We start from the raw sequence: 15,407 nt of genomic DNA, 5'->3' as shown, positions 1-15,407 counted from the left end.
GACGCAGGGCAAATGCGCTCTGTCCGCGGGCGAATTGCCGTATCCAACCCAACGGCCCATCGCTATTGAACGGTCCTTGTCGATCCGCCCGGAACCCATCGTGCGCCGCGTCCTGCCGTCTCTGCCTTCGTTGACGATCTTTGAGGCGTCGGCGCGCCATTCGAGCTTCACCCGCGCGGCCGAGGAACTGAATCTCTCGCAGAGCGCGGTCAGCAAACAGGTTCAGTCGCTGGAGGCCTTCCTGGGCCTGCGCCTGTTCGAGCGCGTGAGACAGCGCATTGTCCTGACCGAAGCGGGACAGCTCTATCTCGCCAGGGTGCGCGAGGCCCTCGAGATCATGGAATCGGCAACCATGGAAGCGCTCGCCTTCCAGGGCGGCGGCGGAATACTCAACATCGCCACCCTTCCCACCTTCGGTGCGCGCTGGCTTGCCCCGAGGATCGGCGGTTTCCGGGCTCTGCATCCGCGTTTCGCCCTCAGCCTGACCGTTCGGGCCTGGCCCTTCGACCTCGTCGAGGAGAACATCGATATCGCTGTCTATTTCGGCGAGAAGCCCTGGCCCGGCGGTCCATCCGACCTGCTGATGGAGGAAGAGATCATTCCTGTCTGCGCTCCGTCGCTGCTGGCTCCCCACGGGCCCGTCAGCACGGTCGCGGATCTCGATCGGCTCGCCCTGCTCCATCACCGCGCACGGCCGCGAGCCTGGAAGGACTGGCTGCAGCTGGCCGGCGCGAGCGAGGTCAACCCGTTCCACGGCGTTCGCTTCGAGCAGTTCGAAATGATCATCCAGGCTGCGATCAGCGGCATGGGAATGGCGATCGTGCCGCGCTTCATGATCGAAGCCGAACTGGCCGACGGAAGGCTGGTCGCACCATTCGCCCGCGCGATGAAGAGCGCGGAATCCTACTACCTCGTCTGCCCCGAGCGGAAACGAGATCTGCCGGCAGTCCAGGCGTTCCGACGCTGGGTCCTCGATGAGGTGAGCGTGTTCCGGCAGCGCCAGCGCGACGAAAACCGGCTCGCACCGAAGGGCTGAAACTTCATTCCCCGAAGGAATGAAGTGACGCGATCTTATCGTTATGGCCGGCGCTGGCAGCCACCTTACTATGCCGTTCGCGACCACCAGAACCGGGTTTGCGGGATCTGGCAGGGAGAGCGGCTCAATCGCACGGGAGCGGGTTTTGTTGGATTCTTTCGGGTCACGCGCGGCGAGCCTTGCTTTCGCGCTTCTTCTCGCCGCGCCGGCTGCTGCTTTGGCGCAAGAGAGCACGTTGACGGCCCTGCGAACGAGCGACGCCGATCGCTACGACCCCCAACGCACCACGACGCTCGCCGCAGCAGAAGTGCTGTACATGGTCGGCGAAACGCTGGTCACGCTCGACCGCGACCTGAAGACCGTTCGCCCCGGCCTGGCGGAACGCTGGGAGGTCAGCCCGGACGGCCGGACCTATACGTTCCATCTCCGCCGCGACGTGAGCTTCTGCGACGGCAAGCGCTTTACCGCTGCGGCTGTCGTGGGCACGGTCGAGCGCTGGCTCAATCCGGACTTCGCCGGCGTCAGCAAATGGAAGGCGGGCAAGGTCGAGAGCATCAAGGCGCTCGACGACTACACCGTGGAGTATCGTCTCAAGGAACCCTACTCCGAACTGCTCTATCAGATGACGCAGTTCAACTTCGTCATCATCGACCCGGAGCAAGCAGCGGCGCTGAAGGACAATTTCGGCATTTCCGCATTCAATGGGACCGGCCCTTTCTGCTTCCGTTCCTGGAAGCCGCGGACGGAGACCGTGCTGACCCGGCACGACGCCTATCGCTGGGGGCCGGCCTTCATGGAGAATGCGGGGCCGGCAGGTGTCGCCCGCTTTGTCTGGAAGATCGTGCCGGAGGCTGCGACGCTCGTCGCCGCCCTGCAGACCGGCGAAGGCGACCTCTCCTATTCGGTACCGGCCTGGGCCGTTGCCGAGGTGCAGGCGAACCCGAAGATCCGGCTCCTCAATCCCCTGGCCTTCCGCACCCATTATGTCGGCATGAAGATCACGCGCCCGCATCTGGCGGACAAGCGCATCCGCGAAGCCATCAGCCTCGCCATCGACGAAGGCGCGATCGCCGATGCCATCTTCTTCGGCGAAGCCGAGGCGGCGAACGCCTATTTCTCCAAGGCGACCCTCGACTTCAATCCCGGGATGAAGCTCGGCGCCTTCCGCTACGATCCGGTCCGGGCCAAGGCACTACTCGACGAGGCCGGCTGGGTCGCGGGTCCCAAGGGCGTCCGCATGAAGGACGGCAAGCCGCTCTCGCTGAATTTCTACGGTTTCACGGGCGACGCCAATCGCCAGATGGCCGAGGCCATCCAAGGGGATCTGCGCAAGATCGGCATCGATCTCAAGGTCGAGCTCTACGACGCGACAATCGTCTGGGGCAAATTGCGGACCCAGGATTTCGATCTCTACCAGATGAACTACCCCTATCTGAGCGCCGGCGAGGCGATGAACCTCTACTTCCTCTCCAGCAACATGCCGACGCCCAACCGGATGAACTGGAACGACCCGGATACCGATCGCCTGATCGAGGAGGGCAACCGCGCGACCTCGCCGGAAGCGCGCTACAGCGCCTTCGCCCAGGCCGAGGCGATCGTCCATGAGGCCGTGCTCTGGAAACCGCTGGTGAACGAGAAACTGACCGTCGTCTCGCGGACCACCCTCAAGCCGTTCAAGCCGCACGGCATCAGCGGAGCGGCGCTCTACAACGGGTTGGACCTCATGCCGGCGAAGTAACGGCGAGCAAGCCGCCTGCGCCGCTCGGCGCGCCGGATGTGGAACAGGCGACGGCAAGGGGCACCTGGATGCCCGGAAGCCGTGCGCCCAGGGACGAATTGACGTGACGCGACAGCTGTTTTGGCGCCTCCTGAGCTCGCTACCGATCCTGCTGGGGGTGCTCTTCGCCGGGTTCCTGCTCTTGCAGGTCATTCCCACCGACCCGGCAACCATCATCGCTGGCCCCACGGGGACGGCGGCCGAAATCGATGCCATCCGGCGCCAGCTGGGTCTCGACGCCCCGATCCTGGTGCAGTTCTGGCTCTACATCCTGCGGGTCGCCCAGGGCGATCTTGGCCGCTCGATCATCAACAACGCCCCGGTGCTCGACGAACTGGCCTCTGCACTGGGCCCCACCGTGGAGCTCATGGTGGCGAGCCTGAGCTGGGCGGTGCCGCTCGGCATCCTGTTCGGCACGCTTGCCGCCACGCGGCGCGGAAAAGCGTTCGATCGCGCGGTCATGGCGCTGTCGGTGGCCGGCGTGTCGGTGCCGGCCTTCTGGGTCGGGCTGCTGCTGCTGCAATTTGCGGCCTATCGCTGGCAGCTGTTTCCGCTCCAGGGCCGTGGCGGACCGCTCTGGACATTGCAGGGCCTGCATCACGTCGCACTGCCGGCGCTGATGCTCGGCGTCATCTTCATCGGCCCGGTCGCACGGATGACGCGGACGGCGGTGGTCGAGGTGCTGGGTGCCGATTTCATCCGTACCGCGCGGGCCAAGGGCGCATCCGAGTTCCAGGTCGTCACGCGCCATGCGCTGCGGACGGCGCTGATCCCGGTCGTGACGCTCATCGGCCTCCAGATCGGATCGCTGCTCGGCGGCGCAGTCATCGCCGAGACGATCTTCTCCTGGCCGGGCGTCGGCCGGCTCGCGGTGGGCGCCATCGTGTCGAGCGATTTCCCGATGGCGCAGGGCGCCATTCTCGTGATCGCCTGCGGCTTCATCGTCGTAAACCTGATCGTCGATACGCTCTACGGCCTGCTCGATCCGCGCATCCGGAGTGCCCTGCGATGAGCGCCCAGGGTCCCGCATCGACCGTAACAGCTGCTCGCCCGTCTCGGCCGGGCATGTTCCAGCGCCTCAGGAGCGACAAGGTCGCGCTCGCTGCGCTGATCCTCCTTCTCGTCATCGTCGCGGCAGCCGTGTTTGCGCCACTTCTGACGCCGTTCGACCCCTATCATACCAATCTCCGGCTCCGGCTGCGTCCTCCCGGCGGCGCTCACCTCCTCGGAACGGATTCTCAAGGCCGCGACCTGTTGACCCGCCTGCTCTACGGCACGAGGACGACCCTGATCCTCGGCTTTGCCGGGGTCGCCATCGGCACCTTGATCGGTGGCAGCATCGGGCTCCTGGCGGCGTTCTATCGCCGGCTCGAAGGGCCGTTGATGCGCATCGTCGATGTCCTGCTCTCGTTTCCCTCGATCCTGTTCGGCCTCGCGCTCGCAGCGATGCTCGGCATCGGGATGGACAGCCTCGTGATCGCGCTGGGGCTATCGGCCTCGCCCCGGATTGCCCGCGTCACCCGCGCGACGGCCGCGACAGTCATGCAGGCGGAATATATGGAGGCCGGCCGCGTGATCGGGCTATCCGACGCGACGCTGATCCATCGCTACCTCCTGCGCAATTGCGCGGCCTCGATCGTCGTCTACTGCACGCTGCAATTCGGCGAGACGATCCTGCTCGCAGCGGCTCTCGGCTTTCTCGGCCTCGGCCTGCAGCCGCCGACCGCGGAACTCGGCAGCATCGCGGCCGAGGGGCGGAGCTTCATCTTCCTGGCGCCGCATGTGTCGACCGCCGCCAGCCTGCTGATCTTCGTGATCGTGCTGTCCTGTAACGTTCTCGGGGACGCCTTCCGCGACCTCACGGATCCGAAATTGCGCCGATGACGACTGAGACACCCGTGATCGAGGTCCGCGGACTGCGCGTCTGCTTCAACACCGCTGCCGGCAAGGTGATGGCGGTCGACGCGGTCGACTTCGCCGTCGGCGCCGGCGAGACGCTCGCCATCGTCGGAGAATCCGGCTCGGGCAAGAGCATCATGTCGCTCTCGCTGCTGAGGCTCGTGCCTGCGCCGGGCGAGATCACGGCGGGGCAGATCCTGTTTCGCGGCGAGGACCTCGTCGCCAAGCCCGCCCATGCCATGCGCGACATTCGCGGCGGCCAGATCGGCATGATCTTCCAGGAGCCCAACACGTCGCTCAATCCCGTCCAGACGATCGGCGACCAGATCATCGAAGCGATCCAGTTGCATGAGCCGACGAGCCATGCCCAGGCGCATGCAAGGGCGATCGAAGTACTGCAGCTGACCGGCATTCCGTCGCCGGAGACGCGGGTCAAGGCCTATCCGCACGAGCTCAGCGGCGGCATGCGCCAGCGGGCGATGATCGCAATGGCGCTGGCCTGCCGTCCCAGGCTGCTCATCGCCGACGAGCCGACAACGGCTCTCGACGTGACCGTGCAGGCCCAGATTCTCGACCTGATGCGGGAGCTGAAGGCCACGACCGGAGCCGCCATCATCCTCATCACCCATGACCTCGGCGTCGTCGCGGAGATGGCCGACCGTGTCGCGGTGATGTATGCGGGGCGCATCGTCGAGACCGCTCCGGTCGGGGCTTTGTTCGACAGCCCCGAGCATCCCTATACCGTCGGCCTCCTCAGCTCGATGCCGGCGATCGAGGGCGACGAGGAGCCCCTCACGCCGATCGAGGGCGGCCCGCCCGATCCATTGGCCCTGCCTCCCGGCTGCGGGTTCCAGCCCCGCTGCCCGTTCGCCATTGCGCGGTGCAGCACGCAGGTCCCACCACTCCGCACAGTCAGGCCGGGGCATTCCTCCGCCTGCTGGCGCACACCGCTTCTGGAAACCCTCATGCAGGAAGGGCAGGCATGATGCCGGCTGCGGATGCCGCCACCACGCTTCTCACCGTCGACGGGCTGAGCAAGCAGTTCAGCGTCGCAGGCACATGGCCGTGGCAAAGGCGCAGGCTGAGCGCCGTCAACGACATCAGCTTCTCGATCGCGCCGGGCGAAACCCTGTCGCTCGTCGGCGAAAGCGGCTGCGGAAAGTCCACGGCGGGGCGAATGCTGGTCGGGCTGACGGCCCCCAGCAGCGGACGCATCCTGTTCGAGGGGCGAGATATCGCGACCCTGTCGTCAAGCGAGCGGCGCGCCCTGCACCGCAATGTTCAGCTGATCTTCCAGGACCCTTACGGCTCGCTCAATCCCCGCATGACGGTCGGCGAGCTGATTGCCGAGCCCGCCCTGCTCTTCGGCCTCGCCGACAGGCACAGCGTTGCCGCCCGGGTCTCCGAGCTGCTCGGCCTGGTCGGCCTCGCCGACAGACATGCAGATCGCTACCCGCACGAGTTCTCCGGCGGACAGCGCCAGCGCATCGGGATCGCGCGTGCGCTGGCCGTCGAGCCGCGGCTGATCGTCTGCGACGAGCCGGTCTCTGCGCTCGACGTCTCGGTCCAGGCCCAGATCGTCAATCTGTTGCGGAGCCTGCAGGAACGGCTCGGACTGAGCTATCTCTTCATTTCGCACGGGCTGTCCGTCGTCCGGCACCTGAGCCACCGCGTCGCCGTGATGTATCTCGGCAATATCGTCGAGATCGGCCCGAAGGACGCGATCTTCGCCCACCCGGCGCATCCCTATACGCAGGCGCTTCTGGCCGCCGCGCCGGTTGCGCGACCTGGCGCACGCCGAAGCCGCGCCGTGCTGTCCGGAGACATGCCGAGCCCGCTCAATCCGCCGTCCGGCTGCCGCTTCCATCCGCGCTGCCCATTCGCCGTCGCGCTTTGTCAGCGCGAAGTGCCTGCGCTCACACCGGGCGATGACGGGCGCTCGGTTGCMTGCCACCGCTGGCGCGAGCTCGCATCGACTCCGGCCGCGGCGCAACCCCCGCGGCATGCGCCGCGCACCGCCCAGCTGCTGTCGCTCTATCGCAGTGCTGCGGCCGCCTCCGGCTCTCGCATCGGGACCAACTGACCATGCCAGCAATCGAGGTCACGCGCATTCCCGGCGGCCAGGACGCGCCGCACGGCTTGCCGGCGGAGGTCACCAGCCGCCTGGGCCCTCTTCTGTCCGCACCCGGGCAGCTCATTCTCGTCGCAAGACAAGGGTCCGTGATTGTCGGAGTTCTCGCCGGGCTTCGCCGCCGGACGACCGCGATGCTGCGCATCGTCAGGTTCTGGGTCGATCCAGCGGACGCGAATGGCGCCGGCGAGGAGATTGGCCGCGCGCTGGTCGCCGCGCTTGAACTGATCTCGCTCGAGGCCGATATCCTGACCTGGCGGATTGCCAGTGCGACCGGAGATGACGAGCTGCCGCCGGCCCTGCGGAGGCTGACCGGTATTGCGGCTGCCGAACAGGGCTCCGTCTACACCGAGCGCAAGCTGCGCAACGCGCAGCGGCCGCCGAAGCCGGTCGCACCGCTCTACCCGCAATCGACCGGCTTCACCTGCGGCCCCGCTTCACTTGCCATGGCCTTTGCTGGCCTCGAGCCCGCGGTCGTTCCCGATCGCCAGCTCGAAATCGCCCTGTGGCGCGAAGCCACGACGGTCATCGGGCTGACGGGTCCGGGCGGCTGCGACCCGTATGGGCTCGCACTGGCCGTTGCCGCGCGCGGCTATGCGCTCCGGCTGTTCACGAGCGCTTCGGAGCCGGTCCTGCTTGACCGCGGCAACACGGAGGCCAAGCGCGAGCTGATGACCTTCGTCCAGGCCGACTTCAAGAGCCGGGTGCTCGCCTCCGGCATCGATGTCGAACATCGCGCCTTCGAGAGCTGGGAGCTGCGCGACGCCATCGCCGAGGGTGCCATTGCCGTCGTTCTGATCGACCAGATGGAAACGCACGGCCGGACAGCGCCCCACTGGGTTGTCGTCCACGCCGTCCATGACGACCTGTTCCTGCTGAATGATCCCTGGATCGAGACGGACGCACTGGAAACGGAGGCCGACGTGCTCGACCTTCCCATCCATATCTCAGTCCTGGAGCGCATGGCCCGGTATGGCGAACCGAGCTACCGGGCAGCGCTGCTGATCGGACGGAGTTCCTCGTAGGCGTCCACAACGGCAGGGGAAGGCCTAGGATGCCCCCTGCCCGTCCGCGACGCTGTCCGACCCGGTCCGGAGATGCTGACGATCGAGGGCCAGGGCGAGAAGGCTTGCGATGATTTCGACAAGGGTGCCGGGCTGCGGCGGGCGCTCTTCGGGATCGAACGCCAGCCCGATGACGGCGCGGTTTCCCACTGACGTCATCACCGGCCAGAAATCGAAGCGCGAGCCATTGAAGGGGTAGACGTCGGCCACCGAAACCGCGCCGGTGGTCAGCGACGAGCGCGCCGCGTCGATGTCGACCTCGCGAGGCTCGATGGCGCCGCGTCTCTCGACGAAATCGCCCAGGGGCTCGGACATCAGCATCACGATGACCGGGACCTGAAACAGGGTTTCGAGCGCATTGGCGGTGCGGGAGAAGACCGCCCTGGGTTCGCCGGCCGCGACGATGTCCCGGCTGTAGGACCGCACGATCCCGGCCTGCCGCCGCGCCAGCACCGCATCGTCTGCCCTGCGGCGGGCGGTCGAGGCCACGGCGCTTGTGATCAGACCGACGACAAAGAGCAGCCCGATCGCCCAGATGCTGGCGGGGTCGTCGACGCGCAGCGTGAAACGCGGCTCGGTCAGGAAGAAATTATAGGACAGCGCCCCGAGGACAGCCGCGCAGAGCGAGGGTCCCAGCCCGAAGAAAACCGCCGCGATCACCACCGGGACGACAAAGACGAGCGACAGGTTCGGGATCGTCACCGCGTTGTMGAGCCCGACCGCCACCACGGTTGCGATGACGGTCATCGCGACCGCCAGGACATAGCGAACCACCATCGGAGCCTTGAAGAGCTGCAAGGCCGTCAGCGTATCGGGGTCCGGCAGAAGCTCGAACTCACCCGGAGACCTGAGGGTGCTCATGGCAATCTCCCTGATGCCGGTGGGCATGCCCACCATATGGTGCGCCAATCCTGCATCGGCAGCCGCGCTTCCGGCCTGCGCCTAGTGCGGTGCCGTAAAATTGATCCGGACCGCCAGGATGCAGGCCAAGAGCAGCAGCAGGACAAGGGACTGCAACAGGTCGCGCGCGATCCCGCCGAACGGCCGATGGCGGCGCGAGGCACGATAGACTGCTTCGCGTCGCCGCCTCAGGGATGCCTCATAGGTGACCATGTTCGCCTCCGTCATGCGAAAAGCGGATGATCGGCCTTCTCCCCGTAAGCTCGCTATGCGAGCTCTCATCCAGCGGCATAAGGCAGGCGTAAGGGGCATCACCGGCACGGTGGTTCCTTCAGAGGCAGGGCTGGGTTCCGCGCCTAAAGCATCGGCCCGAAAAGTGGATTGCGGTTTTCGGGAAAGCCGATGCAAACACAAAGGGTTAGATCATCGGTCCGGAAGCGATTTCCGGTCCGATGATCTAGGCGGCGGAAAGCCGATGGACCGCGCGGCCGTTGATCGGCCGGGGCAGATCATCGAGCGCATAGGTCAGGTCCTCGACGAGCGACGCGGCCGCCGTGACAAGGGGCAGCCGACAGGCGGGGCTGATGCCGGGATGCTGGAGCGACAATGCCAGTTTGATGGCGACGGGGTCCGGCTCCCGGGCGGTGAGGCCGAGGAGCGGAACCAGGCGGCGCTGCAGGATCTGCGCCTGCTCGAAGGAGCCGATGCGGCAGGCCTCCCTGATCCGGCCCAGCAGCCGCGGCGCAAGATTGCCGATGCTGGTGATCGCACCGCAGCCGCCGGAGGCAAGATAGGCGGGGATGGTGTCGCCGGCACCGGTCAGGCGCATGAAATGCCGGCTGCAGCTGCGCATGATCCGGTCGCAGCGCGCGACGTCGCCGCGACGCTCGAGCACGCCCATGATGGTCGGCGTCGCCGCCAGTTCGGCCAGGGTTTCGGGCGCGAGCTCGACCGCGCAGCGCTCGGGATCATTGTCGATGATCAACGGCAAGGGGGTCGCGGCGGCAACCGACAGGATGTGCTGGACGAGACCGGCCTGGGTCGGCCTGTTGTAATAGGGCAGACGCAGCAGGATCGCATTGGCTCCCGCCGCGGTGGCGTTGCGGACATCGGCGATGCTCTGCGCCGTCGCGTTCGACCCGGCCGCCGCGATGATGGGATAGACCGGCCCCGCAGCGGCCCGCGCCAGCCTGAGCAAGCGCATGCGCTCCTCATCCGTCAGCGTCGAGCCTTCGCCGCTGGCAGAGCCGAGAACGATGCCGTCCGCGCCCTCCTGGATCTGCCAATCCACCAGTCGCAGGAAGGCTGGTTCGTCCAGGCTATTGCCGCTGAAGGGCGTCACCAACGGGGTGAACATCCCGCGAAGCCAGTGATCCATCGGAAACCTCACCCTGTCAGACCATCGATCGTGGCACGTCGCTGCGGGCCATCGTCCCGACAGGCTGTCCCGCTCGGGAGGACGGTCAGGCGCGACCACCGTCACAGTCTCGGCTGGTTCCGCATAAGGATTCGATGCGGATCGGCATGGGCCTCACGTAAGGGCGCCGCGTGCCCGGGAACGCCCGGCCGGGCTCGCATCGACAAGCCCAAACCCTGCTGACATGCCGGGCGCAGAACGGCCCGGCGGGTGGCTTATGGAGCGTTTATGGCGCGCTCTGCAGAAGCACATCGCAAGCAGAATGACGCGCAATATCTGTCAGGTACATCCCGTGAAGAGATGCGCACCGACAGAATGCGTGCCGTCATGAATGTTGCAGCGTACCCTCAAACTCCTGGCCCTGCTCCATTCCCTCGCCAAACGCTTCGACGCTCATCTCACGCGCGGCGTGGAGCGGCATGGCCGCTTCCTGGCGGGCCTGACGCCCCCAATCCGCCCCGCCATCGCGGTCGCGGTGCCTCGAAGCGCAGACCAGCCGCGCCCAATCCGGCCCGGACCATGCCCCCTCGCGCCCAGGGCGGGGCTCGCTGAAACGCCCCGCCGGCCGCTCCGGTCAGTCCCCCTGCAACCAGACCGGATCGCGCATGCGCAGGCCGATCGCCTGCGCATGCCTTGCGACGCTCAAAGCGATGCGGTCCTGGATCGCCGCATCGGCCGCAATCGTCGGAAACGACAGGCACAGGCCCATGATCTCGTTGCGGCCGGGATCGGCAATGGCTGCGCCGATCGAGGAGATGCCCGGCGTGATCAGGCTCGATGAGCGGGCGATCCGGTCCTTGCGGATGGCGGCGAACTCGGCCCTGACATCGTCGTCGCTCATGCTGGCGCGGATGCCGAGCTTGCCCTGGGCATCGAGCTGCGCCATCGCCTGCGCGTCATCGAGGCGAGCCAGGATCGCCCGTCCGATGATCGAATCGAAGGCTGGCTTGCGCTCGGCGACCGAGCCGGTGTGCTGCAGCGCATAGGTGCCCTGCTGCGCGACGAGCAGCACGCGCTCGTGACCCGCGACGATGCCGGCATGGCCGGTGAAGCCGAATTCGCGAACCAGATCGTCGATAGCGACCCGCACGAGATCGAGCAGGTTGTGCCGCGCGAGATAGAGCGCGGCCAGATCCAGCGCCTTTCCACCGACCACATAGCCCTGGTCACGCTCCTCGCGCTCCAGCAGGCCGGCCTCGGAGAGCGTCTTGAGCAGCCGCGAGACCGAGGCCTTCGGCATGTCGAGTTCGCGACAGACCTCGCCCACACGCAACACGGGTCGCTCCTCTCTGACGAGGGAGAGAATGCGCAGTCCATTTTCGAGCGAGCTCATTGCTGTTCCATTAGAGATAACAGTGTTGACATATATGGGACGACTCAGGATACATAACAACAGCGAGCACGTACTGCACAGCCGCGAACGAGAGAGCGGAGCCAATGATGATCGGGACAGCCAAACCGGCCAAGGGGGAGATCACCCGCGGCCATGTCGAGCTTGGCTCTTATCCGGATGGCGCGATCTACTCGCCGGTCCTKATCGCCGAAGGGCGCAAGGACGGCCCGACGCTCTGGCTCCAGGCCTGCATCCATGGCCCGGAAGTGGTTGGCCCGCTCGCGATCCAGCGCTTCCTGAAGACGGTGGACCTGAACGAGCTCTCCGGCCGGGTGGTCTGCCTGATGCTGGCCAATCCGCTCGGCTTCCGCGGCTACAACCGGCTCACCCCACAGGACGGCTACAACCTCAACCGCGTCTTCCCCGGCGATCCGCGCGGCCACCACACCTATCAGCTCGCCCACCGGCTGCTCGATCTGTCGCTGGCCCATTCCGACGCGATGCTGGACCTGCATTCGGGCGGCGATCTCACGATCACCTGCCATTACACGCTGTTCCACAATAACGGCACGCCCGAGGGCATCGAGTCCGAGCGGCTGGGACGCGCCTGCGGCGCGCCGAATGTCTGGAACTCGCTGGAAGAAGGCCTGTCGGGCTGCCATTTCACGCATTACACTAGGAGCGGCAAGCCCTCGCTCATCGTCGAGAGCGGCGGCGGCGCCCGCGTGACCGCCGAGGATCTCGATCGCCTCACCCTGGCGATCTTCAATGTCTGCAAGGCGCGCGGCATGCTGCCGGGCGCGCCGGTCCTGCCGGCGCAGTTCCGCCTCGGCGGCGACGCGATCCATCACAAGGCGATCAAGGGCGGCCTGTTCATTCCAAAGGTCGGGCCTGGCGACGACGTGGTGAAGGACCAGCATCTCGCCGATATCGTCGATCTCTTCGGAGATGTCGTCGAGGAGGTGCGCTGCCCGGTTGAGAAGGCCTGGGTCGGCTCGATCCGCCGCCCGCATATGCMGATCTACAATGGCGACCAGGTTTTCGAGCTGGTCGGGACCAAGGGATATGACGCGGCCTGAGCCTTGCACTTGAACTCGGTAATTCCAGACCGGGTTCGGATGCCCGGTCCAACAAACAGGGGATCGTGATGGGTACCAGCTCTCTTGACCGGCGCCAGCTTCTTGCAGCGCTCGCCGCCTCGACGGCATTGCCGTTTGCCTCGGGCCAGGCCCAGGCTCAAGCCTTCGCCGGCCGCAAGCTGGTGAGCTCCGGCTTCGGCGGCTCGACCATGGACATCATCCAGTCGGCCGTCTTCACCCCCTTCGACAAGGCGACCGGCGCCTCGTCGACGCAAGTGCCGATGCAGTCGGCGGCTGCGCTCGCCCGCATGAAGGCCGAGGCCGGCAACCCGCAGATCGACCTGTTCCAGTTCTCGGGCGGCCAGGAAGCCTTCGCCAAGAGCGAGGGCTTGAGCCAGCCGCTCTCGGGCGTCTCCCGGCTTGGACAGATCCCGGCGGGGCTGAAGGATCCGGACGGCCATTGGGTGACCTGGGCAGTGATCGCCGAAGGAATCGTCTACCGCAAGGACAAGATTCCTACTCCGCCAACGAGTTACAAGGACTTCCTGAAGCCGGAATACAAGGGTCACATCGCCTTTCCGGCGATCACCAACGGTTATGGTGTCGATTTCCTCGTCATGCTCGCCAAGGCCTTTGGCGGCAGCGAGGACAATATCGAGCCCGGCTTCGAGGCGATGAAGCAGATCAAGGGTGAGACGATCTTCAAGGCGGCTTCCGACCTGCCGACGCTGTTCGGCCAGGGCGATATCTGGATCATGCCCTACGACACCGGCAATACGTTCAAGCTGCAGCAGGCCGGCCTGCCGGTCGCCTTTGCGACGCCGAAGGAAGGCAGCCCGGCGGTCTTCATCACAGCCTGCGTCGCCAAGGGCGCCAAGAATGCCGACATCGCCAATGCCGCGATCGACGCGATGCTGAAGCCTGAGGCACAAATCGAAATCGCCCGCACGATGCGCTGGACCGCCTCGAACCCCGAGACCAAGCTCCCGGCCGATCTGACCGGCGAGGTTCCCTCGGTGGACAAGCTCGCGCAGCTCGACCGCGACAAGATCAACGCCAAGCGCGCCTCCTGGATCGAGCGCTGGAACCGGGAAATCGCACGGTGACCAAGGCAGCGACGCGCAGCAGCGGGCCGCGGTGGGCGCTCTTCGCGCCCGTCCTCCTGTTTGCTCCCTGCGCCTTCGTCTACGCGGTCTTCTTCATCTGGCCGCAGGCGTCGCTGCTGGCGATCAGCGCGAGCGACGCAACCGGCATCACGCTCGCGCATTATCAGCGCTTTGCCGGGGATTCCTATTACTGGGAAATCCTGGGGCGCACCCTCGGGCTCGGTGCGGCCGTGACCGCGATCACGCTGGTGCTCGGCGTGCCCACCGCCTATCTGCTCGCCCGCGCACAGTCGCGCTGGGCGGGCTTTCTCCTGCTGCTCACGACCTTCCCCCTGCTGGTCAGCGCCGTGGTGCGCTCCTTCGGCTGGATGGTGCTCTTCTTCCGCGACGGGCTCCTCAGCCACGGCCTGATGGCGCTTGGGCTCGCCGACCGGCCGGTGCAGACGATGTATACGATGTCCGGCGTCATCATCGCGCTGGCGCAGGTGCTGCTGCCCCTGATGATCCTGACGCTGCACGGCGTCTTCAAGTCGATCGACCGCGATCTGGAATATGCCGCGATGAGCCTCGGCGCCCGGCCAAGCGTCGCGCTCGGCCTCGTCACGCTGCGGCTTGCGAGCGGCGGCATCGTCGCCGGCTCGCTCCTGGTCTTCTCGCTGGCGATCAGCGCGTTTGCGACCCCGAGCCTGGTCGGCGGCGCGCGGGCCAATGTGATGGCGACGGCGATCTACGAACAGGCGATCGAGCTGCTCGACTGGCCCTTTGCCGCGGCGCTGGCGACCATCCTGCTGGTCACCGTGCTCGCGCTGTCCCTGGCCTATGGCGCCCTGCTCGAAGGCCGTGGCGAACGCGAGGCGGCGCGATGACGATCTCCTTCCGTTCACCGCTCGGCTTCGTGCTGCTGCTGCTGGCCGTACTCGCCTTCGTCTACCTGCTGCTGCCGATCCTCGTCGTCGTCGCCGCACCGCTCGGCGATACCGGCTACCTCGCCTTCCCGCCCCGGGGACTGACGTTCAAATGGTACGCCGCCGCGCTGCATGACACGCGCTATCTCTCGGCGCTCGCCGTCAGCCTGCGCATTGCGCTCGTCAGCGCGCTGATCGCCTGCACCATTGGCGTCGCGGCGGCCTATGCGCTGACCCGCTTCAGCTTTCCCGGCCGGCGGCTGCTCGAAGCCATCTTCCTCTCGCCGCTCATCCTGCCGACCCTGGTGCTCGCCGTCGGGCTCACGCTGTTCTTCACGCGCACCGGGCTTCTTGCCGGTTCCTGGAAGCTCGTTGCCGCGCATGTGATCGTCTGCACACCCTATGTGCTGCGCGTCTCGCTGCCGGTGCTGCGCCGCTTCGACCGCAGCCTCGAGGAGGCCGCGCGCAATCTCGGTGCCTCGCCGGTCGCCGCCTTCTTCCTGGTCGTTCTGCCGGTGGTCCGACCCGGCATCGTCGCCGGCACGGTTCTCGCCTTCATCACCTCCTTCGACGAGGTGGTGCTGGCGCTGTTCCTGGCGGAGCCCGGGGCTCCGACGCTGCCGGTTATGATCTACTCGGCGGTCCAGCTCGGCTTCGAGCCATCCGTTGCAGCGGTCTCTGGCCTGCTCGTCCTGGCGACGCTCGGCCTGATGATCCTCTATCACCTGCTGGGCACCTTCGGAGGCCGCCGGAACTGACC

General features: G+C 66.5%; 15 protein-coding genes. 11 read left to right on the top strand and 4 right to left on the bottom strand.

The annotated features are described in order from the left end of the window. Positions 1-100: 100 nt before the first annotated feature. From gcvA to AC1DIO_RS28865, 7 genes are all read left to right on the top strand, one after another. Positions 101-1,036 (top strand): transcriptional regulator GcvA, encoded by a 936-nt coding sequence (gcvA, locus tag AC1DIO_RS28895; protein WP_476770911.1) that lies wholly within the window; start codon positions 101-103, stop codon positions 1,034-1,036. A gap of 235 nt (positions 1,037-1,271) precedes the next feature. After that, positions 1,272-2,774: an ABC transporter substrate-binding protein gene (locus AC1DIO_RS28890; RefSeq protein WP_476776861.1), complete on the top strand. Its 1,503-nt coding sequence runs from the start codon at positions 1,272-1,274 to the stop codon at positions 2,772-2,774. 103 nt (positions 2,775-2,877) lie between these two features. Beyond that, a complete protein-coding gene (locus AC1DIO_RS28885) occupies positions 2,878-3,825 on the top strand; it encodes an ABC transporter permease (protein WP_441508131.1) in 948 nt (315 codons plus the stop codon). Further along, positions 3,822-4,697 (top strand): ABC transporter permease, encoded by an 876-nt coding sequence (locus AC1DIO_RS28880; protein ID WP_441508132.1) that lies wholly within the window; start codon positions 3,822-3,824, stop codon positions 4,695-4,697. The genes AC1DIO_RS28885 and AC1DIO_RS28880 overlap by 4 nt, the downstream gene beginning before the upstream one ends. Beyond that, positions 4,694-5,698, top strand: a complete 1,005-nt coding sequence (locus AC1DIO_RS28875) for an ABC transporter ATP-binding protein (RefSeq protein ID WP_476768951.1) — start codon at positions 4,694-4,696, stop codon at positions 5,696-5,698. Before AC1DIO_RS28880 ends, AC1DIO_RS28875 begins: the two co-directional genes overlap by 4 nt. Beyond that, positions 5,695-6,795, top strand: coding sequence for an ABC transporter ATP-binding protein (locus AC1DIO_RS28870; RefSeq protein WP_441508134.1), 1,101 nt, complete (start codon positions 5,695-5,697; stop codon positions 6,793-6,795). Before AC1DIO_RS28875 ends, AC1DIO_RS28870 begins: the two co-directional genes overlap by 4 nt. Before the next feature lie 2 nt (positions 6,796-6,797). Further along, the gene (locus AC1DIO_RS28865) at positions 6,798-7,868 is read left to right on the top strand and encodes a peptidase C39 family protein (RefSeq protein WP_441508135.1); all 1,071 of its coding nucleotides are present in this window, start codon (positions 6,798-6,800) and stop codon (positions 7,866-7,868) included. 24 nt (positions 7,869-7,892) lie between these two features. Here AC1DIO_RS28865 and AC1DIO_RS28860 read toward each other — a convergent pair whose 3' ends face one another. The 4 genes from AC1DIO_RS28860 to AC1DIO_RS28845 form a co-directional block, all read right to left on the bottom strand. After that, positions 7,893-8,768, bottom strand: coding sequence for a DUF4118 domain-containing protein (locus tag AC1DIO_RS28860; protein ID WP_476854445.1), 876 nt, complete (start codon positions 8,766-8,768; stop codon positions 7,893-7,895). An 81-nt stretch (positions 8,769-8,849) separates the two neighbouring features. Beyond that, a complete protein-coding gene (locus tag AC1DIO_RS28855) occupies positions 8,850-9,020 on the bottom strand; it encodes a hypothetical protein (protein WP_441508137.1) in 171 nt (56 codons plus the stop codon). Positions 9,021-9,264: 244 nt separating this feature from the next. Then, the gene (locus AC1DIO_RS28850) at positions 9,265-10,185 is read right to left on the bottom strand and encodes a dihydrodipicolinate synthase family protein (RefSeq protein WP_441492367.1); all 921 of its coding nucleotides are present in this window, start codon (positions 10,183-10,185) and stop codon (positions 9,265-9,267) included. Between the two features lie 613 nt (positions 10,186-10,798). Then, positions 10,799-11,557, bottom strand: a complete 759-nt coding sequence (locus tag AC1DIO_RS28845; RefSeq protein WP_441508138.1) for an IclR family transcriptional regulator — start codon at positions 11,555-11,557, stop codon at positions 10,799-10,801. A gap of 107 nt (positions 11,558-11,664) precedes the next feature. On the opposite strand from AC1DIO_RS28845, the gene AC1DIO_RS28840 reads away from it, so the two are divergent. The 4 genes from AC1DIO_RS28840 (at position 11,665) to AC1DIO_RS28825 (ending at position 15,405) form a co-directional block, all read left to right on the top strand. Then, positions 11,665-12,636, top strand: coding sequence for a succinylglutamate desuccinylase/aspartoacylase family protein (locus AC1DIO_RS28840; protein WP_476854444.1), 972 nt, complete (start codon positions 11,665-11,667; stop codon positions 12,634-12,636). A 68-nt stretch (positions 12,637-12,704) separates the two neighbouring features. Continuing rightward, complete coding sequence (locus AC1DIO_RS28835; RefSeq protein WP_441508140.1) at positions 12,705-13,742, top strand: extracellular solute-binding protein; 1,038 nt, start codon at positions 12,705-12,707, stop codon at positions 13,740-13,742. Further along, positions 13,739-14,608 (top strand): ABC transporter permease, encoded by an 870-nt coding sequence (locus AC1DIO_RS28830; protein ID WP_441492362.1) that lies wholly within the window; start codon positions 13,739-13,741, stop codon positions 14,606-14,608. The genes AC1DIO_RS28835 and AC1DIO_RS28830 overlap by 4 nt, the downstream gene beginning before the upstream one ends. Next, a complete protein-coding gene (locus tag AC1DIO_RS28825; RefSeq protein ID WP_441508141.1) occupies positions 14,605-15,405 on the top strand; it encodes an ABC transporter permease in 801 nt (266 codons plus the stop codon). The genes AC1DIO_RS28830 and AC1DIO_RS28825 overlap by 4 nt, the downstream gene beginning before the upstream one ends. Positions 15,406-15,407: the final 2 nt, after the last annotated feature.

It is taken from the genome of Allobosea sp. 05T439, from assembly GCF_056396005.1.
Note: the sequence above shows the minus strand (reverse complement) of the source record. Positions and strands in the feature narration are given on the sequence as shown.